The sequence below is a fragment of the Variovorax sp. efr-133-TYG-130 genome (assembly GCF_030208835.1).
GTDB lineage: Bacteria > Pseudomonadota > Gammaproteobacteria > Burkholderiales > Burkholderiaceae_C > Variovorax.
Genome location: NZ_JARVTD010000028.1, coordinates 135270 through 159406 on the forward strand (window position 1 = coordinate 135270; position 24137 = coordinate 159406).

Genomic DNA, 24137 nt, shown 5'->3' on the forward strand with positions numbered 1-24137 from the left:
ACCGATGTTGTTGCACGCAAGCACATCGGTTACGCAGCGAAACCCTTGCTGGATTCGTCGGCGGGCGGCAGCCGCAGGTGTTTCTTCAGCGTCTCGAACACCTGCCGCGTGACCGGGTTCACGACGTGGCTGCGCACGTAGAGGTGGTAGGCCAGGTCGGGCAGGCGCGGCATGCCGTCGCCCGCGCCCAGCACGCGCAGGCCCGCGTCGAGCTGCTCCACGCCGCGTGCCGTCACCCCCAGCCCCGCGCGCAGCGCGGCCTTGATGCCGATCAGGCTCGACGAGGTGTAGCGCGGCGTCCAGGCCACGCCCGCCGCGTCGAGCGCCTCATGGCCGATGCGCCGGAAGATGCTCGGTCCGTCGGCCATGATGAGCGGCACCGGCTTGGCCGGGTCGTGCACATAGCTCGCGGCGCACAGCCACACGGTGGGCGAGTTGCGCAGCACCACGCCTTCGAACTGCGACTGCTCGTCCGCGCGGTTGGAGATGATCATGTCGACCTCGCCGCTCTTGAGCGAGGTCATCAGGTAGGGGCTGCGGCCGATGTGGATGTCCAGCTGCAGCAGCGGCGAGGTGCGCGCCACCTCGGTCAGCAGCAGCGGCAGCATGGTCTCGGCCACGTCGTGCGGCGCGCCGATGCGCAGGTTGCCTTCCAGCTGGCCCTGGCGCAGGCTGCGCAGCGCCTCGTCGTTCAGCGCCAGCATGTGGTGCGCGTAGGTGAGCAGCCGCTCGCCGTGCTCCGTCAGCCGCTTCTGGCGCCCCTGCTTCACGAACAGCGGATGGCCGATCTGCTCTTCGAGCCGCTGCATCTGCTGCGTCACGGCCGACTGCGTGCGCTCCAGGTGGACGGCCGCCGCCGCGAAGCTGTGGTGGCTGACCACGGCGGCGAAGGAGCGCAGGAGTTCAAGGTCGAGCGTGGGCATGCATCAATTTTATTAATGTGTTTCTTGCGCCGCCTGGATTGTTGCGTCACGCCGCCGTCACTACAGTGAATGCACACCAAACAGGCAACCCCACTGGAGAAACCGAATGAGCACCCCGTCCGAGCAACGCAAGCAGGCCGTCGCCGCGTCCATCGCCACCATGAAGAAAGCCATCGGCGGCGCTGAAGCGACCCGGGAAACGCTCGACACGGTGCTCGCCTCGCTGCAGGACCTGGCCGCGCACGCCGAGTACTGGGGCGCCGCCGACTTTCCGGCGCCCGAGGCCGGCGAGCACCAGGCGCGCTACCTCATTGCCGAGGACCCGGACCAGCGCTATGCGCTCTACCTGAACGTCATGCGCCCGGGCAAGAAGATCGTGCCGCACAACCACACCACCTGGGCCTGCATCGCGGCCGTGGAAGGCACCGAGCACAACCGCGTGTACGCGCGCACCGACGACGGCAGCGTGCCCGGCGTGGGCAAGCTCGAGGAAACCGCGCTCGTGGTGGTGGCGCCGGGCCAGGGCATCGCGCTGATGCCCGAGGACATCCATTCCGTGGAGATCCAGGGCGAGCAGGTGATCCGCCACCTGCACATGTACGGCCGCGCACTGGAAACGCTGAACAGCCGCACCGCCTACGACCTGGCGGCGGGCACGTACCAGACCATGGGCATCGGCGTGCAGACGCGCCGCTGAGGCGCCCCCTCCAACCTTCTTTTTTCTTCATGCGGGCCGCGCACAGCGGCCTCGCAGGACCTCGTTCGTCCCAACGACTTGCCCCCATGACCTCCTTCATCGACCCGAAGACCCTCAAGACCTGGCTGCACGACGGCCGCGAGATCGCGCTGCTCGACGTGCGCGAGCACGGCCAGTACGGCGAGGCGCACCTGTTCTACGGCATTCCCCTGCCCTTCAGCCGGCTGGAACTCGACGCGCCGCACCTGGTGCCGCGCCGCGGCGTCCGCGTGGTGGTCTACGACGAAGGCGACACCGACGTGGCCGAGCGCGCCGCCGCGCGACTGGCCGCGCTGGGCTACGGCGCCGTGCATGTGCTGCAGGGTGGCGCCCGTGCCTGGAAGGCCGCGGGCCATGTGCTCTTCGCGGGCGTCAACCTGCCCTCCAAGACCTTCGGCGAACTGGCCGAGGAGGCCTATCACACGCCGCGCGTCAGCGCCGGCCAGCTCGCCGAGATGCTGGCGCGCAAGGACAAGGTGGTGGTGCTCGACGGCCGCCCCGTCAGCGAGTTCCACAAGATGAACATCCCCGGCGCCACCTGCTGCCCCAACGGCGAGCTGGCCTACCGCGTGCGCCAGCTGGTGCCCGACGACACGACGCCCATCGTCATCAACTGCGCGGGCCGCACCCGCAGCATCATCGGCGCGCAGACGCTCATCAACCTGGGCCTGCCGAACCCGGTCTACGCGCTGGAGAACGGCACGCAGGGCTGGTACCTCGGCGACCATGTGCTGGAGCACGGCGGCACGCGCCGCTATGCCGACGACAGCGGCAACACCGACCTGCGCCCCGCGGCTCAGGCGCTGGCCGCCCGCTTCGGCGTGCCCACCGTGAATGCGCAGACCGTGCGCGAGTGGGCCGGCGATGCGCAGCGCAGCCTGTTCCTGTGCGACGTGCGAACGCCCGAGGAATTCGCGGCCGGCAGCCTGCCCGGCGCGCAGCACACGCCCGGCGGCCAGCTGATGCAGGCCGGCGACCAGTATTTCGGCGTGCGCAACGCGCGCCTCGTGCTGTTCGACGACGACGGCGTGCGCGCGCCGACCGTCGCGAGCTGGCTGCGCCAGATGGGGCATGACGCGAGCGTGCTCGAAGGCGGGCTGGCAAGCGGACTGTCGCTGGCACCCGCCGACGCGCCGGCCGCGCCTGCGCTGGCCACCATCGACGCGCGGACGCTCGCCGCGCGGCTCGAGCAAGACGACATCGCGCTGGTCGACCTGCGCGGCAGCATGCAGTTTCGCGCCGGCCACATCCCGCAGGCGCGCTGGTCGATCCGCCCGCGCCTGGCCCGCGACCTCCAGCACGAGCCGCGCCAGCTCGTGCTGGTGGCCGACGACACATCGCTCGCGGCCTGGGCCGCCGCATCCGAACTCGCGGGCCGCGCTCCCGCGCCGTTGCTGCTCGCAGGCGGCATGGCCGCATGGCGCGCCGCCGGCCTGCCGGTCGAGGCCACGCCCGCGCTGCCCGCCGACGCGGACTGCATCGACTACCTGTTCTTCGTGCACGACCGCCACGACGGCAACAAGGAAGCCGCGCGCCGCTACCTCGCATGGGAGACCGGCCTCGTCGCGCAGCTCGATGCGCAGGAGCGCGCCGCCTTCCGGTTGCCACCCGCCGCCGCACCGCACGCCCAGGGCTGACGCCCGCCTTTCCCCGTTGCCCTTTCTGTTCGTCCTTGTCCGTTCCTATTCCAGGAGTCCTGTCATGTCGTTCGCCAGCCGCATCCCGCATCTTGTCCGTCTCGCCGGTGTCACGGCGCTTGCCGCCTGGCTCGCGGCATCCGCCCTGCAGCCCGCTGCCGCCGCAGCCGAAACGCTGGCGCCGCGCAACGGGTTTCCGTCGCAGACGATCCGCTTCGTCTCGCCCTTCCCGCCCGGCGGCGGCAACGACGCGACGGCGCGCCTGGTGACCACGCGCCTGCCGGAAGTCATGGGCCAGGCCGCGGTGGTCGACAACCGCGGCGGCGCGGGCGGCAACATCGGCGCCAAGGCCGTCGCCGAGGCCAGGCCCGACGGCTACACCGTGCTCACCTCGCAGGTGTCGATCATGGCGGTGAACCCCTCGCTCTACGCATCGCCCGGCTTCGACCCGGTCAAGAACTTCATCCCGATCACGCAGATCAACGCCGCGCCGCTCGCGCTCGTGGTGGACGCCAACTCGCCGCTCAAGAGCTTTGCCGACCTCGCCGCCAAGGCCAAGGCCAGCCCCGGCAAGGTGACCTACGCCACGCCCGGCAACGGCACCCTGTCGCACCTCGTCGGCGTGGTGCTGTCGAAGGACAACGGCATCGCCATGACCCACGTGCCCTACAAGGGCGCCGGCCCGGCCCTGACCGACCTGCTCGGCGGACAGGTCGACATCCTGGTCACCTCCACCTCGTCGGTGGCGGGGATGGTGCAGAACGGCAAGCTGCGCGTGCTGGCCGTCACCAGCCCGCGCCGCATCGGCGTGTTCGCCAAGGCGCCAACGCTGGAAGAACTGGGCTACGCCGGCGCGCGCTTCGAGGACTGGTACGGCTTCTTCGCCCCGGCCGGCACGCCGCCCGAACGCGTGGCCTACCTGAACGAAGCCATCGTGCGCACCCTGCACCTGCCCGAAGTGGCCAAGCTCGTCACCGACGGCGGCAGCGAGGTGGTGGCCAGCACGCCCGAAGCCTTCGCGGCGCAGCTGCGCCAGGACATCGAACGCTGGTCGCGCATCGTCAAGCTTTCCGGTGCGAAGGCGGATTGACGCAACATAGCGGCCTGCCGCCCACTTTCGCCCTTCATCGAACCATGTCCGCTTCGCACCACGACGACCCCGCCGGCCAGTCCCTCGACACCCGGCTCACGCGCACCGGCAAGACGCCTTCGTATGCCGGCGGCGCCCCCGTCAACACGCCGCTGGTGCGCGCCAGCACCGTGCTGTTCGACAGCGTGGGCGCGATGCGCGACGCCCGCGCGCGGCGCGACGAGGAACGCGTCTTCAGCTACGGCGCGCGCGGCACCCCCACCACCTTCGCGCTCGAAGACGCGGTGAGCGAACTCGAAGGCGCCTACCGCACGCGGCTCTTTCCCACGGGCCTTGCCGCCATCGGCATGGTGCTGCTGTCGTACCTGAAGCCGGGCGACCACGTGCTCATGTCGGACAGCGTGTACGAGCCCACGCGCAACCTCGTGACTTCGTTCCTCGCACCCTACGGCATCCGCAGCAGCTTCTTCGCGGCGGACGGCAGCGGCATCGAGGAACTGTTCGAAGCCGATACCCGGCTGGTGTACGCCGAATGCCCCGGCTCGCTGGTCTACGAGATGTGCGACCTGCCCCGGCTCGCGGCGCTGGCCCATGCGCGCGGCGCGCTGCTGGCGGCGGACAACACCTGGGGGTCGGGCCTGCAGTACCGCCCGCTCGCGCTGGGCGCGGACATCTCGACGATGGCCGCGACCAAGTACCTCGGCGGCCACTCCGACGTGATGATGGGCACGGTCGCGACCACCGAGGCCGCATGGCGCCCGCTCAACGAGCGCTGCGACGCCTTCGGCATGACCGTGAGCCCCGACGACGCATGGCTGGTGCTGCGCGGCATGCGCACCCTGTCGGCGCGGCTGCAGGTGCACGAGCGCCATGCGCTCGACGTGGCGCACTGGCTCGAGGCCAGGCCCGAGGTGGCGACGGTGTTCTGCCCCGCGCTGCCGCAGCACCCGGGGCACCACCTCTGGAAGCGCGACTGCAAGGGCACCAACGGGCTGCTGTCGATCGAACTGCAGCCGGGCATCGGCAACGCGGCGGTCGAGCGCTTCGTCGACGCGCTCACGCTCTTCGGGCGCGGCTCTTCATGGGGCGGCTACGAGAGCCTCGTGGCCTGGACCAACATGCGCGCGGCACGCAGCGTGACCGACTGGAGCGGGCGCGGCGCGGTCGTGCGGCTGCACATCGGGCTGGAGTCGCCGGCCGACCTCACGGCCGACCTGGCGCGCGGCTTCGCGGCGCTGAACGCGCAAGGCCCCGGCTGATCGCCCGTTGCGCGGCTACTTCGCAGCCGCCGCGGCGTCTTCGGGCCAGCGCTGCGGCACCCGGCGCAGGTTGTCCGTCGAATAGCCCAGCGTCTTCAGCCGCGAGACCGCCGCCTCGTACACCGGCTCGGGAATGGTCGGCGTGCGCGCCATGATCCAGGCGTAGTCGCGATCGCTCCTGCCGATGATCGTGAGCTGGTAGTCCCTGTCGACATCGACGATCACGTACTCGGCCTTCACCGGCCAGATGAACTGCATGCCCCACACCGCATTGCCGGTGCCCGGCACCACGCTGCCGACCGGGTTCATCGTCTTCAGCGGGCCGTCGAACGCGCCTTCGCGGTAGCGAAAACGCGTGTCGATGCGCCCGTCCGGCTGCAGCGTGTACGACTCCACCGCGTTGAAGGCATTGCGCTCCGGCCGCGTCGGGATGTTGCCGATCACGTACCAGTCGCCCATGAAGCGCTGCAGGTCGACCTGCTTGACCGGCGGGATCGTGGGCGGCGAGACCGCGCAGCCCGCAATGAGCAAGGCCACCGCCGCGCCCGCGGCGATGAGAACGGGCGGGCTGGCCAGGAAAGTTCGCAGGGATCGCTTCATCGTGCCTCCACAGGGGGAATCGGAGCGCGAAGCGTACCGGCCCCGCGGGGCATCTCGCGTCGGACGGCGCCTTGCCTGAGCTGCCTACTTACCGCCCCAGATGCCTGTCGAAGAAGCGTGCGATGTCGCCGAACGCCTCGCGCGTTTCCGGCGCGTTCGCATCGATGCCGTATTGCGCGTGCGACTGCCCTTCGTACACGTTGAGCTCGGCCTCGACACCGGCGCGCCGCAGCTTGCGGTGCGTGCGCACGGTGTTCGACAGGAACAGGTCGCGCGTGCCGGTGGTCAGGATCGCGGGCGGAAAGCCCTTGAAGTCGCCGTAGATGGGCGAAAGCTGCGGGTCTTTCAGGTCGCGGCCGTTGGCGTAGAGCAGCGCGGCCCGGCCGAGCCAGCCGTCCCAGGTGACGAGGATGTTGTCGATCCATTCGTTGGTCTGGTAGGTGTCGCCGATTTTCGCGATGTCGGACCAGGGCGTGCCCGGCGCAATGGCGCCGGGCAGCGGCACGCGCTCGGCCTTGGCGCGCAGCACCAGCGCGAGCGTCATCGCGCCGCCGGTCGACGTGCCGAACACCGCCATGTTCTGCGGCTTGTTGGTCTTGAGCAGCTCCTTCCAGACGGCCATGGCGTCGTCCATGGCCGCGGGGTAGGGATGGTCCGGCGGCATGCGGTAGTCGACCGAGACCACCTTGTAGCCGCCGAAGCCGGCCAGCAGCATGGCCTCGGGCAGCGCGGATTCGCCGGGGCCGAACACATAGCCGCCGCCATGCACATGCATCAGCAGCCGCTTCTCGTTGCCCGGCGCGATCCTGTTGGGCGTGACGACGAAGGCGTTCACGCCCGCGATCTTCACGGACTGCACGGACACGCCGAGCTTTTCCTTCAAAGCCGGAATCGCGGCGATCACCGGCGCGGCACGGCGGTTGACCAGCTCCTTCCACTCGGCCGCGTTGCGCGGCGCCGCATTGAAGTGCGACGGATACGGACCCGCGATCAGCGCCTGCATCTGCGGGCTGACCTCGTTGACCGGCACCGGGCTGACCTGCGCCGGCGAGCGCCGCGCACCGGGCTGCGCGTTGGCGGCGGCCTGCGCGGTGGCCTTGTCGGCATAGGTCTGCGGGGTTTGCGCGCACGCGGCGAGCACGAGGGCCGCGAGCAGCGCTGCGACACGTGGAATGGCGACGTTCATCGGTTTGGGCTCCTGTGTTGTCGCGCCATGCTCTCACCGCCCTTGCGCCACCGGCCTCCGTTGAAACCCGCCTGTGCGTACGCACAGGAGACAAGCGTGCTACAGCGGCGAAATCCCGGCACTCTTCATCATCCGCCCCGTCAGGTCGATCTCGCTGCGGATCACCTGAAGGTAGTCCTGCGGCGTCGACGGCATGACCTGGCTGCCCAGCTCCGTCAGCGCGGCGATCACCTTCGGCTCCCTGAGCAGGCCGCTGAACACTTCGTAGATGCGGTTCGCGATCGCGTCGGGCGTGCCGGCCGGCAGCGACAGGCCGCCCCACGACGTGAGCTCGACGCCCTGTAGCCCCTGCTCGGCGAGCGTGCGCACCTCGGGCAGCGCGGGGTTGCGCTTTGCGCCCGCCACGCCCAGCGCCTTGAGCTTGCCGCCTTTGACGTGCGGATACGCCACCGCGAAGATGGGCATGCCGAAGCTCACCTGGTTGCCCAGCACCGCGTTCACCAGTTCCGACGCGCCCTTGTACGGCACATGCGTGGCGGTGATGCCCGCCGCATGGAGGAACAGCTCCACGCCCAGGTGCGAGGGCGTACCCACGCCGCCCGATGCGTAGTCGAGCTTGCCTGGGTTGGCGCGCGCCTTGTCGATCAGCTCCTGCACCGACCCGATGCCCGACGACTCGCCCACGACCAGCAGCACGTCGGACGTGGTGATGCGCATGACGTGGCGAAAGTCCTTCATCACGTCGTAGCCCGGGCTCCTGTACATCCGGACGTTGGCGGCCATGGGCCCGGCCGAGTAGATCCAGGTGTAGCCGTCGGGCGCGGCGCGCGCCACCTGCCGCGCGCCGATGTTGCCGGCTGCGCCGCCCTTGTTCTCGATGATGATCGGCTGGCCCAGCAACGGCCCGGCCGCCTCCGCCAGGATGCGCGCGCCGATGTCGGGGCCGGTGCCGGCCAGGTAGGGCACGACCCACTTGATGGGCCGGCTCGGCCAGTGGTCGGCCGCGTTCGCGGCCGTGGCGGCCAGCGGCAGCAGGGGGATGAAAGGCGAGGTCGCAAGCGCGCGGCACAGCGCGCGCCGCGTGAGATGGGTTTGCACGGTCTTTTGTCTCCTGGGATTTTTTTGTGCGGCGGCTACTTCGCCTCGCCGATGAGTTCGCGCGCGATGATGTTCTTCTGGATCTCGCTGGTGCCGGTCAGCACCCGGTACATGCGCAGCATGCGAAACAGGAACTCCACGCGGCGCCCCTGCACGATGCCTTCGCCACCGTGGATCTGCACCGCCGCATCGGCAATGCGGAACGCGGCTTCGGAGCAGAACAGCTTGGCCATCGAGGCATCGGCGCGCGCGTCGCCGCCGGCGTCGAGCTGGCGCGCGGTCGAGATCATCAGCGCGCGTGCCGCGGCCAGCTGCGTGGCCATGTCGGCCAGCGAATGCTGGATGGCCTGGAACTCCGCGATCGGGCGGCCGAACTGGCGGCGCGTGCGGGCGTAGTCGCGCGCGTCCTTCAGCGCCAAGGTGGCAAGGCCCACCATGCCGGGGCAATGCAGCAGCCGGTTGACGGCAATGCGGCCCAGCGCCAGCGCAAGCCCCCGGCCGGTCTCGCCGATGAGGTGGGTGGCCGGCACGCGGCAATCGGTCAGCACGATGTCGCCGGTGGTCGACTGGCCGGCCATCGTCTTGTAACCCGATTGCACCTCCACGCCGGGCTGCCCCAGGTCGACGAAGAACGCCGAGACCTCGCGGCGCTCCGGGCTGTCGGAGGTGGAGGCCATCAGCACCGCGTAGTCCGCGAAGGGCGAACCCGAGATGAAGCGCTTGCGGCCGTTGAGCACGAAGACGTCGCCCTCGCGCCGCGCCTGCGTCTGCACGGCGCCGGCGTCGGAGCCGGCCTCGGCTTCGGTCAGCGCGAAGCAGATGGCCTTTTCGGCCTGCGCCACGGGAAGGATGAACTTCGCGAGCTGCATGGGCGAGGCGAAGCGCGCGAGCGCACCCACGCGCGGCGGCCCGCTGAGCTCGCCGAACACATGGGGCGCGAGCGGTGAGCCGCTCGAATAGATCGACTCCTTGATCAGCACATGGTCGAGCAGCGAGAGCCCGAGCCCGCCCATCTGCGCGGGCAGCGTCATGCCGTAGAAGCCGAGTTCGTGCGAGCGGCGCCATACGCGCTGCAGCGTCGCCTTGTCGGGGCTGTGCTCGTGGTCGATGCCCTTCTCATGCACCAGCGCGGCAAGCTCGCCGTTCAGGAAGTCGCCGATGCGGGCGATCAGTTCGGCCGCGCGCGGCGAGCCTTCGAAGGGGCCGTCGAAGAGCGGTGCGCGCACGTCGGCCGCCAAGGTGGGCCCGGGGGTCATGGTTTCGGCATTCATGGTGTTCTCGCTGCTCCTCAGTTCACGCGGCGGTCGTGCCCGGCCCAGTACGGCGTCTGGATGGCCTTGCGCGCGATCTTTCCGTTGGCGTTCTTCTGCAGCGCGTCGACGAACTCGATGCGCCGGGGCCGCTTGAAGCCGGCAAGCCGTTCGGCGCAGAAGGCATCGAGCGCGGCGGCGTCGAGCACGGCGCCGGGCTTGCGCACGATGTGCGCCGCCACGGCCTCGCCCCATTTGTCGTCGGGCACGCTGAACACGCAGGCCTCGTCGACCGCCGCGTGCTGGTAGAGCACGGCCTCGACCTCCGAGGGGTAGACGTTGAAGCCGCCGCTGATCACCATGTCCTTCTTGCGGTCGACGATGTAGATGTAGCCCTCGTCGTCGGCGCGCGCGAGGTCGCCGGTGTGGTAGCGGCCGTTCTTGAGCACCTCGGCCGTGAGTTCGGGCGCGCGCCAGTACCCCGCGAACACGTCGGCCCCGCCCACCACGATCTCGCCGATCTCGCCCGCCGCCACGGGCCGGCCTTCGTCGTCGCAGATGTCGACCTGCGATTCCAGGAAGGGGCGCCCGCACGAGGCCAGCCGCTCGGGCATCGCGGCGCGCGCGAACAGGTGGTCGTCCACGCTCAGGCCGCACACGCCGGAGGTGGTCTCGCCCGCGCCGTAGCCCTGCGAGAGCACCGGGCCGAACACGTCCATCGCCTGCATGATGCGCGCCGGCGCCATGGGCGCCGCGCCGTAGCCCAGCCGGTGCAGGTCGGGCAGCGGACGGTACTGGCCCTGCACTTCGGCCAGCAGCATGTTGATCATGGTGGGCACCATGAAGGTGTGGGTCACGCGCTCGCGCTTCATCTCGGCGATGAAGCGCGCAGGCTCGAAGCCGGCGAACAGGCGGATCGTCGCGCCGCTGCACAGGGCCGGCACCAGCTGCATGCCCGACGCATGCGTGATCGGCCCGACCAGCCCCAGCAGATCGCCGGGACGCGGGTTGTCGGCGCGCATCAAGAACTTGCGCAATTGCGCGAGTCGGTTGCCGAAGGTCTGCATGGCCGCCTTGAGCACGCCGCTGGAGCCCGAGGTGTAGTGCAGCACCGCGAGTTCGTCCGCATGCACGCGCGCGGCGGCGAAGCTGTCGCTGGCCAGTGCCATGCGGCCCTCGTAGGAGGCGGGCGTGTCCTGGGCGGCGTCGAGCAGCAGCAGGCGCGGCGCGGCGCCCTTGAGGTGCGGCAGGAAGCTCTCGGCCCGCTCGGCGGTGGTGACGACCAGCGCAGCCTCGCTGTTGGCGATGACCTCGGCCACCTCGACGGGCGCGAGCCGTGCATTCATCGGGGCCTTCACCAGCGCCGCCTTGTAGCAGGCCAGCTCCAGCTCGACGATCTCGATGCAGTTGGGCAAGTAGACACCCACGCGATCGCCGCGCTGCAGGCCCAGGCCGCACAGCGCGTTGGCCAGCCGGTTGGAGCGCTGCTCGAGCTGTTGGTAGGTGACGGCGCGCGACGCGCTCGTGACGGCAAGGCGCCGGGCGTGGATGCGCGCGGCGCGGGATACGAGCTCGCCGACATTGGCGATCTCATGGGCGGCTGGGGGCAGCAAGGTTGTCTCCTTCATGCGCGTGCCACAAGCACGCGGTACGGGCGACTTTCGCCGCAGACGGCGCCCGACAACAAATACCGATTGCTGATGCGCGGCCATCAAGAAAGATGATGGCCAGCCCGAGCCCCTGCGCTCGCGGCTATGGCCCGGCCGTCTTGCCGCGCCGGCCCGGCAGGAACTCGGCCTCCCAGCGGCCGGCGTCGATCAGCGCGCGGGTCTCGTCGACCAGCACCTGCATCACGGCGCGCGTCGCGGGGTCGGGCTCGCGCGCCGAGGAGGTCGCGAGGTAGTAGGTGCGCGCCAGATCCGGCTGCACCACGCGCGCGGCGAGCCAGCCGCCGCCGGCAGGCGGCGCATCGGCCATCGCGCAGGCCGGCGAGAAGGTGAAGCCCGCGCCCGCGAGGTACAGCGAGCGGATGACGCGGGCCGAATCGTGCTCGTGCGCGATGTTGAGCTCCAGCCCCAGGTCGTTAGCCGCCGCCTCCACGCTCGCGCGGATGCTGAAGCGGCGCGACTGCAGCACGAGCGGCAGCCCGGCAGCGCGCGCGAACGGCAGCATGGGGCGCCGCGACGTGGCGGCCTTGCCCCGCCCCTGCTTCTTCCCGCCCGGTGAGGGCAGCGTCATCGCGGCCACGTCGCCGCCGGGGTCGTAGCCGCAGATGAACATCGGCTCGCGCACGAAGGGCGTCACGTCCAGCCCGTTGAGGTACTCGGTATCGACCAGCAGGCCGATGTCCGCGCGACGGTCGACCATGGCCTTGCGCACCATCAGGCTCAGGTCGTCGATGACGAACACGCGGATGCGCGGATGCGTGCGCTTGAGCCGCGCCAGCACGGGGCCGAGCAGCAGCGACGACAGCAGGAACGGCACCGCGACAGTGACCGAGCCCTCCGGCCCCTCGGGCGGACGCTGCAGGCGATCGCGCATTGCGCTCGCATCCGACAGCAGCTTGCGCGCATCCTGGTAGAGCTGCAGGCCGGCGGCCGTGGGCGTGACGCCCGCGTGCGAGCGTTCGAACAGCTGCGTGCCGAGTTCGAGCTCCAGCTTCTTGATCTGCGCCGTCAGCGCGGGCTGCGCAACATACAGCGCCACGGCGGCGCGCGAGAGACTGCCCGCCTCGAGCACGGCGATGAAGTAGCGCAGGGATCGGAGTTCCATCAACTCCCGATTCTGACCTGAAGGCCAGCCGCCCGCGGCGCGGGCTTCAGCCGCAGGCGCCGCGCCCTTCGGGCGAGCCGCGCAGCCGGTTCAGGAACACCAGCTGCGCCCGCGCGCTCTCGCTGCCCTGCGCCGCCGCGCGATGCATCCATGCGCGCGCCTCGCAGCGGTCGGCCTTCACGGCGGCGCCATAGAGCGTCGGGCCGGTCAGCAGCACCATGCCCAGCATCTCCTGCGCCTGGGCATGGCCTTCGTCGGCGGCCTGCCGCAGCATGTCGAGCATGGTGGCGTAGTCGCGGTCCGACTGCGCTTCGAGGGCCAGCTGGAAGCGCTGCTCGGCATGCAGCCGGGTGCTGGCGTCGGTCGGCTGCGCGGCGCACAACGCGGCCACGACGCACAGCGCGCCCGACAAGGCAATGCGCCAGCGCAAGGACCAGCTGGCGATCTGGTTGAATTCGGATGACATCGGCAAGCTCCGCGAATGAGATGGCATGCATCGTCTCTTCGCGGCGCCGATGGGAAAAGCTGGAATTGGCTCAGGCGGCCTCAGCCTTCGCCTGAGCCTTCAGCCTCGCGGCGCGGGAAGATCGACAGCGCCGAGAGGAAGGCAGCCCGCACCGGGTCAGTTGTTCGCGCTCAGGTCCATCAGCATGCGCGACAGCAGGTAGAGGCGCGGCACCACGCTCTCGACCTCGGCGTATTCCTCCGGCGTGTGGATGCCGCCACCCACGATGCCGAAGCCGTCGAGCACCGGCACGCCCACGCCCGCCACCAGGCTCGCGTCGGCCGCGCCGCCGCTGCTCTCGATGGTGAGCTTCTTGCCGATCTCGGCGTAGATGCCCTCGGCCATCTTCACCAGCTTCTCCGATGCGGGCAGGCGCGGCATCGGCGGCAGGCCGCGCACCAGGCGCACGCGCACCTCGGTCTCGGGAATCAGCTTGTTCTGCGCGATGCGCATCAGGTCTTTCTCGACACGGTCGAACTCTTCCGGCGTGGCCGCGCGCACGTCGCCCTTGGCGCTCGCGGTGGCGGGAATCACGTTGGTCGGGCCGTTGGCGGTGATCACGGTGAAGTTGACCGTGGTCTTCTTCACCGGGTCGGCCGTCTTCGACAGCTGCAGCACCTGGTGTGCGACTTCCATCGCGGCATTGCGGCCGGCCTCGGGCGCCACGCCCGCGTGCGCGGCCACGCCCTTCACCTCGACCAGCGCGGTGGCCGAGCCCTTGCGCTCGACCACGAGGCCGTCGGCCGGGCGGCCCGGCTCCAGGTTCAGCGCCACGTCATGCTCCTTGGCCACGCGCTCGATCAGCGCGCTGGTGCCGACGGAGCCCGTCTCCTCGTTGGTGTCGAGCAGGAAGGTGATCTGCCCATAGTCCTTGAAGCCGATCTGCTGCAGGATCTTCAGCGCATAGAGGCCCGCGACCACGCCGCCCTTGTCGTCCATCACGCCGGGGCCGTAGGCGCGGCCGTCCTTGACGTAGAAGGGCTTGGCGGCGGCCGTGCCGTCCTTGAACACGGTGTCCATGTGGGCGAGGATCAGGATCTTCTTCTTGCCCTGCCCCGTGAAGGTGGCCACCACGTTGGTGCCGGGGTGCGGGTCGGCGGGGAAGGTCTCGATGCGCGCGCCGAGCTTGCGCAGTTCGCCCACGGCCATCTCGCGCACCTTGTCGAGCCCTTCGGTGTTGGCCGACCCCGAGTCGATGTTGACCATGCGCTCGAGCATCTGGAGCGCCTCGTCCTTGTATTGCGTGGCCGCATCGAGCGCGCCCTGGTGCGGCTTCTGGGCCAGGGCGTTGCCGCCGGCCAGCAGCGCGCATGCAAGCACCACCCCGTGGCAGACGGAGCGCAGCGGCGCCGGTTTGTTGGTGAGCTTGGTGGGGGATGAGCGCTTGGAAGAAATCATGGGTTGCGTTGTGTTGTTCGCTGGTGTTCGACGAAGAAAAGCCTGCCCCTCGCGAGGCGAGGGCAGGCTATCACCCGCATTCTGCGCGGGTCAAGCGAACACGAACAACGGCAGACGAAGCGCTGGCTAGCAGCAGCGCCCCTTGCCTGCCCCGTAGCGCGCCTCCAGCCGTTCGAGGAAGAAGGCTTCGTAGCTCATGGGCGGGCGGTCCGGGTGGGTGGCTGCCATGTGGGTCAGGTAGGCGTCGTAGTCGGGCATGCCGACCATGAGCCGCAGCGACTGCTTGAGCGAGCGCGCGAAGTAGCGCCCGGCTTCGGGCAATGCGAGGCCCATGGCTTCAGCGCGCGGCCGATGCGGCCAGCGGCTCGAACGGCGTCTCCTGCGTGGTCGGCCGGTTGGCCGCGCGTGCCGCCAGGCAGGCCTTGATGCTGTAGACCAGCACGCTGAGCACCACGAACATGAAAAGCGCGCACAGCGCCGCATCCAGCCGGTCGTTGAACACGATGCGCGACATGGCCTCGGGCGTCTTGGCCGGCGCCACGAGCACGCCGTTGGCGATGCCCTCGGTGTACCTGGCGGCATGCGACAGGAAGCCGATCTTCGGGTCGGCCGAGAAGATCTTCTGCCAGCCCGCGGTGAGCGTGCAGGCCAGCAGCCATGCGGCCGGCGCGGCGGCCACCCAGGCGTAGCGCTCGCGCTTCATGCGGAACAGCACCACCACGCCCAGCATCAGCGCCACGGCGGCCAGCATCTGGTTGGAGATGCCGAACAGCGGCCACAGCGTGTTGATGCCGCCCAGCGGATCGACCACGCCCTGGTACAGGAAGTAGCCCCAGGCTGCCACGCACAGTGCCGTGGCCACGAGGTTGGCCGGCAGCGAGTCGGTGCGCTTGAGCGCCGGCACGAAGCTGCCCAGCAGGTCCTGCAGCATGAAGCGGCCGGCGCGGGTGCCGGCGTCCACCGCCGTGAGGATGAAAAGCGCCTCGAACAGAATCGCGAAGTGGTACCAGAAAGCCATCATGGCCTGGCCGCCGATCACCTGGTGCAGGATGTGGGCCATGCCCACCGCCAGCGTTGGCGCGCCGCCTGCGCGGCCCAGGATGGTGGTCTCGCCCACGTCCCTGGCGGTCTGCATCAGCATCTCGGGCGTGATCACGAAGCCCCAGCTCGAGATGGTCTGCGCCGCCTGCTGCGCGGTGCTGCCCACCAGCGCGGCCGGGCTGTTCATCGCGAAGTAGATGCCCGGCTCGATGCACGAGGCCGCCACCAGCGCCATCACGGCGACGAAAGACTCGGCCAGCATGCCGCCATAGCCGATGAAGCGCGCATGGCGCTCGTTGTCGAGCATCTTGGGCGTGGTGCCCGAGGAGATGAGCGCGTGGAAGCCCGAGACGGCACCGCAGGCGATGGTGATGAACAGGAACGGGAACAGGCTGCCCGACCACACCGGGCCGTTGCCCTGCGCGAACTGCGTGACGGCAGGCATCTGCAGCGTGGGCATCACGAACACGATGCCGATGGCCAGCGCGATGATGGTGCCGATCTTCAGGAAGGTCGACAGGTAGTCGCGCGGCGCCAGCAGCAGCCACACCGGCAGGCTCGCGGCGACGAAGCCGTAGCCCACCAGCATCCAGGTGAGCGCCTTGCCGTCGAAGGTGAAGAGCGGCGCCCACTCGGGGCTCTGGCTCACGGCCTGGCCGCCGAAGATGGCCAGCATCAGCAGCACGAAGCCGATCAGCGACACCTCGCCGATGCGGCCCGGGCGCAGGTAGCGCAGGTACACGCCCATGAAGAGCGCCACCGGCACCGTGGCCGCCACCGTGAAGGTGCCCCACGGCGACTCGGCCAGCGCCTTCACCACGATCAGCGCCAGCACCGCCAGGATGATGATCATGATCATGAAGGTGCCGAACAGCGCGATCATGCCGGGCACCACGCCCATCTCCTGCTTCACGAGGTCGCCCAGCGAGCGGCCGTCGCGCCGCGTGGAGATGAAGAGAATGATGAAGTCCTGCACCGCGCCGGCGAACACCACGCCGGCCAGCACCCACAGCAGGCCGGGCAGGTAGCCCATCTGCGCCGCGAGCACCGGGCCCACCAGCGGGCCCGCGCCGGCAATGGCCGCGAAGTGGTGGCCGAACAGCACGTTCTTGTCGGTCGGCACGTAGTCCAGGCCGTCGTTGTGGCGGTGCGCGGGCGTCTTGCGGTTGCCGTCCAGGCCCAGCACCTTGTCAGCGATGAAGAGGCTGTAGTAGCGGTAGGCGATCAGGTAGGTGCAGATCGCGGCGGCCACCACCCAGAGGGCGTTGACGCTCTCACCTCGGGTCAGGGCCACGGTGGCGAGCGAAAACGCGCCGGCCACGGCCACGACCAGCCACATCAGGTGGCGTCGGATGCTTTGCATTGGGATGTCTCCAGGATTGAACCCCGGGAGTTTTGCCGCGCGGGCGCCGCGGCGCATCCGTCGGACCGCGCGGGCCGGGCGCGTGGCTTTGCGTAATGGAAAACCCGCATGCCCATGCCCGAGGCCCGCAGTTCAATGCCTGCGGGCCTACACGCACGAACCGGACCAAGCCGGAACAATAGGGGTCTGTCTTCAACAAGCGAGCCAGCCGATTGACCGACACCGCTCCCCCTACTTCAACCCAGGCGACCCAGGCAAGCCAGGCGCAGGTGCGCTGCTGCATCGCGGGCGGCGGCCCCGCCGGCATGGTGCTCGGATTGCTGCTCGCGCGGGCCGGCGTCCCCGTCGTGGTGCTGGAAAAGCACGTTGACTTCCTGCGCGACTTCCGCGGCGACACCGTGCATCCGTCGACGCTGGAGGTGCTGCACGAACTGGGCCTGCTCGAGGCTTTCCTGCAGCGCCCGCACGACCGCATCGAGCAGCTGTGCGCGAGCTTCGAGGGCCGGAACTTTCCCGTGGCCGACTTCACCCACCTGCCTTCGCACAGCAAGTTCCTGGTGCTGATGCCGCAGTGGGAGTTCCTGGACTTCATGTGCGACGAGGCGCGGCGCTATCCGGGCTTCGAGCTGTGGACCGACGCCGAGGCCGTCGGCCTGCTGCAGGACAAGGGGCGCGTCAACGGCGTGAAGGTGCGGCGCGGGCGCCGGGCCGGGAAGCCGCAGGACGTGGAGCTGCACGCCTCGCTGGTGGTTGCGAGCGACGGCCGCCACTCCGCGCTGCGCGATGCCGCCGCACTGCCGCACATCAGCTACGGCGCACCGATCGACGTGCTGTGGATGCGCATTCCCAGGGAAAGCGGCGACCCGGAGGCCACCGCGGGGCACATCGCCGCCGGGCACTTGCTGGTGACGCTGAACCGCGGCGACTACTGGCAGTGCGCGTTCGTGATTCCCAAGGGCGGGCACGCCGCGCTGCAGGCCCGGGGCATCGACGCCTTCCACGCCGAGATCGGCAAGATCGCGCCCTTCTTCGCCGACCGGCTCGCGAAGGCACTGCCCGACTGGAACGCGGTGAAGCTGCTCGAGGTGACGGTCGACCGGCTCGAGTCGTGGTCGTGCAAGGGCATGCTGTGCATCGGCGATGCGGCGCATGCCATGTCGCCTGTGGGCGGCGTCGGCATCAATCTGGCCGTGCAGGACGCGGTGGCCGCGGCCAACCTGCTGGCCCCGATGCTGGCCGGCACGGCCACCGACAAGCAGATCGACGACATGTTGCCGCAGCTGCAGCGGCGAAGGGAATGGCCGGTGCGCGTGACGCAGGCGGCGCAGCGCATGGTGCAAGACCGCGTGCTGGTGCCGGTGCTCGGCGGCAAGATGACGGCGGTGGCGGGCCACGTGCCGTGGCCGCTGCGGCTGCTCTCGCGCTGGCCCGTGCTTCGCAGGCTGCCGGCACGAGCGGTGGGGCTGGGCGTGCGGCCGGAGCACGTGACCTCGCCGCAAAGGTCTTTATGAAATTTTTACGCGCGGCCACCGGCATTCGATGCCGTTTTTATGCGCGTCTTTCGATACTCCATCCACTCCCGAACAAGAGTGAGCAATGGACATCGTCTGGTTGGCCGCCGTCGCGGCCGTGTGGGTCGTCTCGGCAGAGACGCTGGTGAGGCTTTATCGGCTCGACAAGCCGCGCAGGCGGCGCATGCCGCGCATGCCGCCTGAGAGGGCGTGACATGGCACTGCACGCGACGCTCTGGTATCACGCGGCCGCCTGGGCCCGGCAGGCACAGGCACGGCCCGACATGACGCTCTACTGGTCATGCTGCGGCACGCCGGCACTCGACGAACAGACCATGCTCGGCCACGTCGAGACCGGCAGCGTCCTCGTGGCATCGTGCAGCCATTGCGGCGCCCGGTGGATGAGCATCTCGCGCGCGGAAGATCCGACCGACTGGCGCCCGCTGAACGCCGACGACGCCATCGCCATCCGCATGGCCGGAGACATCACGCGCGCCGCACTGCTCAACGCCTGGGCACGCATGGACGAGCGGGCCGGCTGGCGACGAAGAAAACAGCGCGACGCGGAAGACTGACCGGTCGATGCGCCCCGGGCTCGACGCTCAGGGCCGCCGTGCCTGCGTCGGCTGGCGCGACCAGTACACGCCGTCGAGCCGGTCGAGCCGCACCTCGCCGCCCGTGGACGGCGCATGCACGAAGCGGCCGCCGCCCACATAGATGCCGGCATGCGTGGGCGTGGACGAACCGAAGAGCACCAGGTCGCCCGTGCGAAGCTGCGACATCGCCACGGCTTGACCGAAGTCCGACATGCGCGCCACCGTGCGCGGCGGCGATTGCCCCACGCTGTTGAGATAGACGTAGCCGATGAGCCCGCTGCAGTCGAAGCCGCCGTCCGGCGTGTTGCCGCCATAGCGGTATGGCGTGCCGACCAGCCCCAGCGCGTGAATGGCGATGCTGTTCGACTGCTCGTCCGTGAGCGGCGTGCTGGTGATCGACGGTGCGGGGCCTCGTCCCTGGCGCGGGCCCGGAGGGCTTGCGCAGCCCGCCATCAGGAGGCAGGCAGCGATGACGAGAATTTGAAGCAGCCGCGGTGGCGCGGGCATGCGGGAACGTGGCGTTGACACAGGTGCGTCGGACATGTCGGATGGCTGAGCTTGTGAACGTGCACGCACTCTAGCGCGGAACGCGTCCGCTTCCTGAAGAAGAGGCCACGCCCTCCGGGGTCTGCGCTGCTGCGCCGGCGCCGCGGAGGGAGAAGATGCAAAAAGAAAATGACGCGAGGCGTGCCGCTTACTTGGCGACGACGGCGTTGACCGCGTCCTTCAGCGCCTTGCCGGCGGTGAACTTGGGCGCCTTGCTGGCCTTGATGGTCATCGGCTCGCCGGTCGACGGGTTGCGGCCCGTGCGCTCAGGGCGGCTTGCCACGGCGAAGGTGCCGAAGCCGATCAGTTGCACCGTGTCGCCGGCGGCCAGCGCGCGCGACAGGTTTTCGATCGCGGCGTCGAGCGCGCGGCCGGCATCGGCCTTGCTGAGGTTCGTGTCCGTGGCGATGGCGGCGATGAGTTCGGTCTTGTTCAAAACGGGATGCTCTTTCTTCAATCAAGCGGTTGGAAAAAAACGGTAGCGAGAAAGCGCTACCGGGGACCGAACTTTAAACGCCCCGGCGGCGGATGGCGGGGCGCATGCGTTTCAAGAGTGAAACATCTGGTCGAAGCGGGACCTCCGCGAGGCACCGCCCACGCTAGACTGCCGCTTCGTTCTTCCAGGAGACCCCGCCATGACCCGATTGCTAGTACGCAGTTTCGGCGTTTCGCTCGACGGCTTCGCTGCCGGCCCGGACCAGAGCCTGGAGCATCCGCTGGGCGTTCGCGGCCCCGAACTCATGAACTGGTTCTTTCCCACGCGCGTCTGGCAGCAGATGCACAGCACGGGCGAGGCCAACGGCGAGACCGGCATCGACAACGAGATCGCCGAGCAGGGCTTCGCCGAGATGGGCGCATGGATCCTGGGGCGAAACATGTTCGGACCGGTGCGCGGTCCCTGGCCCGACGAGAGCTGGAAAGGCTGGTGGGGCGACGAGCCGCCCTACCATGTGCCGGTCTTCGTGCTGACCCACCATGCCCGCGCGCCACTGACGATGCAAGGCGGCACCACCTTCCACTTCGTCACCGGCGGCATCCATGAGGCTCTGGCATTGGCACGGGCGGCCGCAGGCACGCGCGACATGCGTGTGGGTGGCGGCGTGGCCACCGTGCGCGAATACCTGAAGGCGGGGCTGATCGACGAACTGCACCTGGCCGTGCGGCCGGTGCTTCTGGGCAAGGGCGAGGCGCTTTTCGCCGGCCTGGACCTGCCGGCCCTGGGCTACAGCTGCGAGCGGCAGGTGGCAGGCGAGCGCGCCACGCATGTGTTCCTGCGCCGCAATGCGCCCTGACGCGGGGCATGCCATCCATGAAGTCCTTGGGCCTATCCTTGTTGCTCTTCAGTGCAACGCCCGTGTTCGCGCAGATCAACGCCGGCACCCTGCCCCCCACCCCGTCGCCCCCGTTCAAGCTCACGAAGGTTGCGCAGTTCGACCTGCCATGGCGCATCGCCTTCCTGCCGGACGGGCGCATGCTGGTCACCGAGAAGATCGGCAAGCTCTACCTCACGACCCAGTCCGGGCAGAAGCTCGAAGTCACCGGCGTGCCGCCAGTGCTCTACCAAAGCCAGAACGGCCTGCTCGGCGTGTACCTGGCCCCGTCCTTTGCGAGCGATGGGGCGATCTACCTGACCTATTCGGAGCCCGGACAAGTCCCGGGTACCTCGAGCCTGGCGCTCGCCCGCGCGACGCTCAGGATCGGCACCGGCACCGCTTCGCTGGAGGACCTGAAGGTCGTCTGGCGTGACCCGATCAAGGGCAAGGGAGGCCAGGTCGGCGCCGCCGTGGCCTTTTCGCCGGACCAGAAGTTTCTCTTTCTCACGGTCGGCGATCGGCAGCGCTTCACCCCCGCGCAAGACCCGAACCAACCGGCCGGCAAGATCCTGCGACTGACCCTGGACGGCAAGCCCGCACCCGGCAACCCCATGGAAGGCAAGACGGGTGCGCAGTCGGTCCCGGTGATCGATCCGCCGAGAGACACGGAGGCCGCGAAGACCGCGCCGGTCGTGCGCACCCATGTCTTCGATGGCCCCAATCTGACGCCGTCCGAGACATGGAGTTCGGGTCATCGCACGCCCTACGGCCTCGCATTCGCGCCGGATGGCCGCCTTTGGGAGCTCGAGCACGGCCCGCGCGGCGGCGACGAACTCAACCTCATCGAACCGGGCAAGAACTACGGTTGGCCGCTCGTTTCCTATGCGGTGAACTACGACGGCGTGCCCATTGCCAGCCCCGACACGCGCGCCGACCTCGCCAAGCCCGCGATCTATTGGACGCCTGTGCTGGCGCCCGGCAACCTGATGTTCTACAGCGGCGCGATGTTTCCGAAATGGAAGGGCTCGGCGTTCGCGCCCGGCCTCGTCAGCCGTGCCCTGCACCGGATCGAGGTCAACGGCGCGATCGCGAAACCGGCAGAGCACTGGACCGTCGGCTTTCGCGTCCGCGCCGTCGAGCAGGCGCCCGATGGCGCGCTGTGGCTGATCGAGGACGACCGCGAGGGCGGCCTGTATCGGCTCACGCCGAAATGATCAGGCCAGTGCCGTGCTGAACGTGGCCAGCAGGCGCGTCCAGGCGCGCTCGGACTGGGCGGCGTCGTAGACCTGGGTGTCGGGCGGGCACCAGCCGTGGGCCGCCGGGTACACCTCCACCTCGGCTGGCAGCTTCGCGCTTTCGAGCGCAGTGCGCAGCGTGACCTTGGCTTCGGGATCTTTGGCGTCGTCGTTCTGGGCCACTGCAATCAGGTAGCGCGCCTGCGTCTGGGCCACCAGGCGATGGGGGCTGTCGGGCGCCGCGGTCACCATGGCGGCGCCATGGAAGGTTCCGACAGCACCTACGCGGCCGGGGGCCACGGTGGCAGTGCGCACCGCGATCGGGCCGCCCATGCAATAGCCGGTGGTGCCCAGCTTGCGCGCCTTGTCCACCTCGCGTTGGGCATCGAGCCACGCCACGAAGGCCTTGCCGTCGCTCAGATGCATGGCCGGCGTCAGCGCCTGCATCAGCGGCATCACTTCAGCGATCGGCGTCTGGCCGCCTTGCGCGGCAGTGGGAGCCTTCTTCTGCCGGTAGAAGGGATTCACCACCAGCACGCTGTAGCCCGACTCGGCCAGCCGCCGACCCATTTGCCTGAAGGCCGGGCGAAGACCGAACACGTCGGGCCACACCAGCACGCCGGGTGCAGGCCCCGAGGTGGGTGCGACAAAGTAAGCGTCGCAGTTGCCATCCGCAGTGGCGATGGTCACCTCGCGCTCGGCAACGGCCACGGCGTTGGCCACGCTGGGCAACGCCGTCAGCACGCCGGCGGACGCGGCCCACGTAGCGAAGTCGCGGCGGGTGTACTTCTTGAGTTCTTCCTGGTCGTTCAGATCACACACGGTTGATTTACCTCATAAGGATGGGAACACGCCAGCTTTTGCCACGAATCGGGACAGCCAGCAAGCAGGCGGGCTTTCCATGAGGCACGGCGAATCGGCAGCATTCAGAGTAAGCCAGACCGCCGAGTCAAAAAAATGGGCGCACCCAATTGCGCATACTTGTGAGGTCGAACGCGCAGTTATTGCCTCCAGAAGGCATGCGCCTCATAGAAAGGATCGAGAAACAGTGGCGACCACCATGTACTGCTGGCGATGCAAGATCGATCTCCCAATACTCACGGAGGAGGAATATCGACAGGTCTTCCCCACGGGTTTCATGGAGCAGATACGGGACTATCGCGAGAAAACCGGGGCTGACTTGCGTCAGGCACAAGCGGTCGTCGGAGAGCAGGCGCTGGCAACTTACGAACGCATCACCGGCTTCAGAGAAGCCAATCCTTTTGCTCTCTACCACCATCGCCTGAGTCTCTATGGGCCGCCTTGCTCCGAATGCGGAAAACCGCTTCGAACGCCGGCCGCGAACTACTGTGCGGCCTGCAGCGCACCGCGTGCCCGTTCCGAGGATGCGAATTCGCAGTCCTAGGTTGAGCTGCAAGACGGCACGGCTGTAGCGCCGCTCGCACGCCGGGCTGGCGCGTGCATCGCCTGCGGCCGCGGCGGAGTCGCCCCGCGCTGCTGGATGGGCGACTTTTGTATAGTTTTGTAGCCCGCATGAGCGGGCTCCTACACAAGGTCAAGAACACCCTCGGAGAAAGCGCTGCGCGCCCTAACAATCGCGCCTCCATTTCCACAACTCCCTCTGACGGACAACGACCATGAACACCACCACCCAAGACAAGGTTCTCTACACCGGCCGTACCCAGACCACCGGCGGACGCGGCGGCGCCGCGCGCAGCGACGACGGCCGGCTCGACGTCACGCTCACGCGCTTCGGTACCGTGGGTCCGGGCACCAACCCCGAACAGCTGTTCGCAGCCGGATGGTCGGCTTGCTTCATGGGCGCCATGGCCCGCGCGGCCCAGGCCCAGGGCGTGCGCCTGCCGGAAGGGCTGGCCGTCAATGCCGAGGTCGACCTGGTCGAAGGTGCCGACGGCTTCAGGCTGGCGGCGCGGCTGCAGGTCCTCGTGCCCGGCGTGCCGCACGACACTGCCCTGGCCATCGTCGAAGGCGCGCACCAGCTGTGCCCCTATTCCAAGGCCACGCGCGGCAACATCGAGGTCGCGGTGTCGGTGGCCTGACCCACGCACCGGCCCCCA

Annotated in this window: 25 protein-coding genes; 11 read left to right on the plus strand and 14 right to left on the minus strand. The window is 69.2% G+C overall.

Features of this window, described 5'->3' with window-relative positions; genetic code table 11:
- Positions 1–29: 29 nt before the first annotated feature.
- Positions 30–923, minus strand: coding sequence for a LysR substrate-binding domain-containing protein (locus tag QRN67_RS22695; RefSeq protein WP_285413701.1), 894 nt, complete (start codon positions 921–923; stop codon positions 30–32).
- A 106-nt stretch (positions 924–1029) separates the two neighbouring features.
- Between QRN67_RS22695 and QRN67_RS22700 the strand changes: the two genes are divergently transcribed.
- The 4 genes from QRN67_RS22700 (at position 1030) to metC (ending at position 5645) form a co-directional block, all read left to right on the plus strand.
- Positions 1030–1620: a cysteine dioxygenase family protein gene (locus QRN67_RS22700; protein WP_285413702.1), complete on the plus strand. Its 591-nt coding sequence runs from the start codon at positions 1030–1032 to the stop codon at positions 1618–1620.
- 86 nt (positions 1621–1706) lie between these two features.
- Positions 1707–3296: a rhodanese-like domain-containing protein gene (locus tag QRN67_RS22705; RefSeq protein ID WP_285413703.1), complete on the plus strand. Its 1590-nt coding sequence runs from the start codon at positions 1707–1709 to the stop codon at positions 3294–3296.
- A gap of 64 nt (positions 3297–3360) precedes the next feature.
- A complete protein-coding gene (locus QRN67_RS22710) occupies positions 3361–4386 on the plus strand; it encodes a Bug family tripartite tricarboxylate transporter substrate binding protein (protein WP_081269285.1) in 1026 nt (341 codons plus the stop codon).
- A 44-nt stretch (positions 4387–4430) separates the two neighbouring features.
- Positions 4431–5645, plus strand: coding sequence for a cystathionine beta-lyase (gene metC, locus QRN67_RS22715; protein ID WP_285413704.1), 1215 nt, complete (start codon positions 4431–4433; stop codon positions 5643–5645).
- Positions 5646–5660: 15 nt separating this feature from the next.
- Here metC and QRN67_RS22720 read toward each other — a convergent pair whose 3' ends face one another.
- From QRN67_RS22720 to QRN67_RS22765, 10 genes are all read right to left on the minus strand, one after another.
- Complete coding sequence (locus QRN67_RS22720; protein ID WP_106938068.1) at positions 5661–6245, minus strand: lipocalin family protein; 585 nt, start codon at positions 6243–6245, stop codon at positions 5661–5663.
- 88 nt (positions 6246–6333) lie between these two features.
- Positions 6334–7431, minus strand: coding sequence for an alpha/beta hydrolase (locus QRN67_RS22725; RefSeq protein ID WP_285413705.1), 1098 nt, complete (start codon positions 7429–7431; stop codon positions 6334–6336).
- Positions 7432–7530: 99 nt separating this feature from the next.
- A complete protein-coding gene (locus QRN67_RS22730; protein ID WP_503010940.1) occupies positions 7531–8529 on the minus strand; it encodes a Bug family tripartite tricarboxylate transporter substrate binding protein in 999 nt (332 codons plus the stop codon).
- 35 nt (positions 8530–8564) lie between these two features.
- Complete coding sequence (locus QRN67_RS22735) at positions 8565–9800, minus strand: acyl-CoA dehydrogenase family protein (protein WP_503010941.1); 1236 nt, start codon at positions 9798–9800, stop codon at positions 8565–8567.
- 17 nt (positions 9801–9817) lie between these two features.
- The gene (locus tag QRN67_RS22740) at positions 9818–11407 is read right to left on the minus strand and encodes an AMP-binding protein (RefSeq protein ID WP_285413706.1); all 1590 of its coding nucleotides are present in this window, start codon (positions 11405–11407) and stop codon (positions 9818–9820) included.
- A 124-nt stretch (positions 11408–11531) separates the two neighbouring features.
- Positions 11532–12551 carry a LysR family transcriptional regulator gene (locus QRN67_RS22745; RefSeq protein WP_285413707.1) on the minus strand — a complete coding sequence of 340 codons (1020 nt, stop codon included), beginning with the start codon at positions 12549–12551 and terminating at the stop codon, positions 11532–11534.
- Positions 12552–12597: 46 nt separating this feature from the next.
- Complete coding sequence (locus QRN67_RS22750; RefSeq protein ID WP_285413708.1) at positions 12598–13017, minus strand: SEL1-like repeat protein; 420 nt, start codon at positions 13015–13017, stop codon at positions 12598–12600.
- 156 nt (positions 13018–13173) lie between these two features.
- Positions 13174–14454: a M20/M25/M40 family metallo-hydrolase gene (locus QRN67_RS22755; RefSeq protein ID WP_285413709.1), complete on the minus strand. Its 1281-nt coding sequence runs from the start codon at positions 14452–14454 to the stop codon at positions 13174–13176.
- Between the two features lie 126 nt (positions 14455–14580).
- On the minus strand, positions 14581–14787 hold the full coding sequence (locus QRN67_RS22760; RefSeq protein WP_285413710.1) for a YbdD/YjiX family protein: 207 nt from the start codon (positions 14785–14787) through the stop codon (positions 14581–14583).
- A gap of 4 nt (positions 14788–14791) precedes the next feature.
- Positions 14792–16858: a carbon starvation CstA family protein gene (locus QRN67_RS22765; RefSeq protein ID WP_285413711.1), complete on the minus strand. Its 2067-nt coding sequence runs from the start codon at positions 16856–16858 to the stop codon at positions 14792–14794.
- A gap of 212 nt (positions 16859–17070) precedes the next feature.
- Here QRN67_RS22765 and QRN67_RS22770 point away from each other — a divergent pair, with 212 nt between their 5' ends.
- From QRN67_RS22770 to QRN67_RS22780, 3 genes are all read left to right on the plus strand, one after another.
- Positions 17071–18369: an FAD-dependent oxidoreductase gene (locus QRN67_RS22770; RefSeq protein WP_285413712.1), complete on the plus strand. Its 1299-nt coding sequence runs from the start codon at positions 17071–17073 to the stop codon at positions 18367–18369.
- Positions 18370–18454: 85 nt separating this feature from the next.
- Positions 18455–18583 (plus strand): hypothetical protein, encoded by a 129-nt coding sequence (locus tag QRN67_RS22775; RefSeq protein WP_267898750.1) that lies wholly within the window; start codon positions 18455–18457, stop codon positions 18581–18583.
- A gap of 1 nt (position 18584) precedes the next feature.
- Positions 18585–18944 carry a hypothetical protein gene (locus QRN67_RS22780; RefSeq protein ID WP_285413713.1) on the plus strand — a complete coding sequence of 120 codons (360 nt, stop codon included), beginning with the start codon at positions 18585–18587 and terminating at the stop codon, positions 18942–18944.
- A gap of 27 nt (positions 18945–18971) precedes the next feature.
- Here QRN67_RS22780 and QRN67_RS22785 read toward each other — a convergent pair whose 3' ends face one another.
- A complete protein-coding gene (locus tag QRN67_RS22785) occupies positions 18972–19472 on the minus strand; it encodes a C40 family peptidase (RefSeq protein WP_234383158.1) in 501 nt (166 codons plus the stop codon).
- A 187-nt stretch (positions 19473–19659) separates the two neighbouring features.
- Entirely contained in the window at positions 19660–19947 is a 288-nt protein-coding gene (locus QRN67_RS22790) for an HU family DNA-binding protein (RefSeq protein WP_285413714.1), read from the minus strand.
- A 199-nt stretch (positions 19948–20146) separates the two neighbouring features.
- On the opposite strand from QRN67_RS22790, the gene QRN67_RS22795 reads away from it, so the two are divergent.
- Positions 20147–20803 carry a dihydrofolate reductase family protein gene (locus QRN67_RS22795; protein WP_285413715.1) on the plus strand — a complete coding sequence of 219 codons (657 nt, stop codon included), beginning with the start codon at positions 20147–20149 and terminating at the stop codon, positions 20801–20803.
- Positions 20804–20820: 17 nt separating this feature from the next.
- On the plus strand, positions 20821–22038 hold the full coding sequence (locus QRN67_RS22800) for a PQQ-dependent sugar dehydrogenase (RefSeq protein WP_285413716.1): 1218 nt from the start codon (positions 20821–20823) through the stop codon (positions 22036–22038).
- Here the strand turns inward: QRN67_RS22800 and QRN67_RS22805 are convergent, their stop codons facing one another.
- The gene (locus tag QRN67_RS22805; protein ID WP_106938058.1) at positions 22039–22881 is read right to left on the minus strand and encodes a dienelactone hydrolase family protein; all 843 of its coding nucleotides are present in this window, start codon (positions 22879–22881) and stop codon (positions 22039–22041) included. It lies immediately after the preceding gene.
- Positions 22882–23107: 226 nt separating this feature from the next.
- Here QRN67_RS22805 and QRN67_RS22810 point away from each other — a divergent pair, with 226 nt between their 5' ends.
- Both QRN67_RS22810 and QRN67_RS22815 read left to right on the plus strand, forming a co-directional pair.
- On the plus strand, positions 23108–23464 hold the full coding sequence (locus tag QRN67_RS22810) for a hypothetical protein (protein WP_285413717.1): 357 nt from the start codon (positions 23108–23110) through the stop codon (positions 23462–23464).
- 232 nt (positions 23465–23696) lie between these two features.
- Complete coding sequence (locus QRN67_RS22815) at positions 23697–24119, plus strand: organic hydroperoxide resistance protein (RefSeq protein ID WP_285413718.1); 423 nt, start codon at positions 23697–23699, stop codon at positions 24117–24119.
- The last annotated feature ends 18 nt before the right edge of the window (positions 24120–24137 follow it).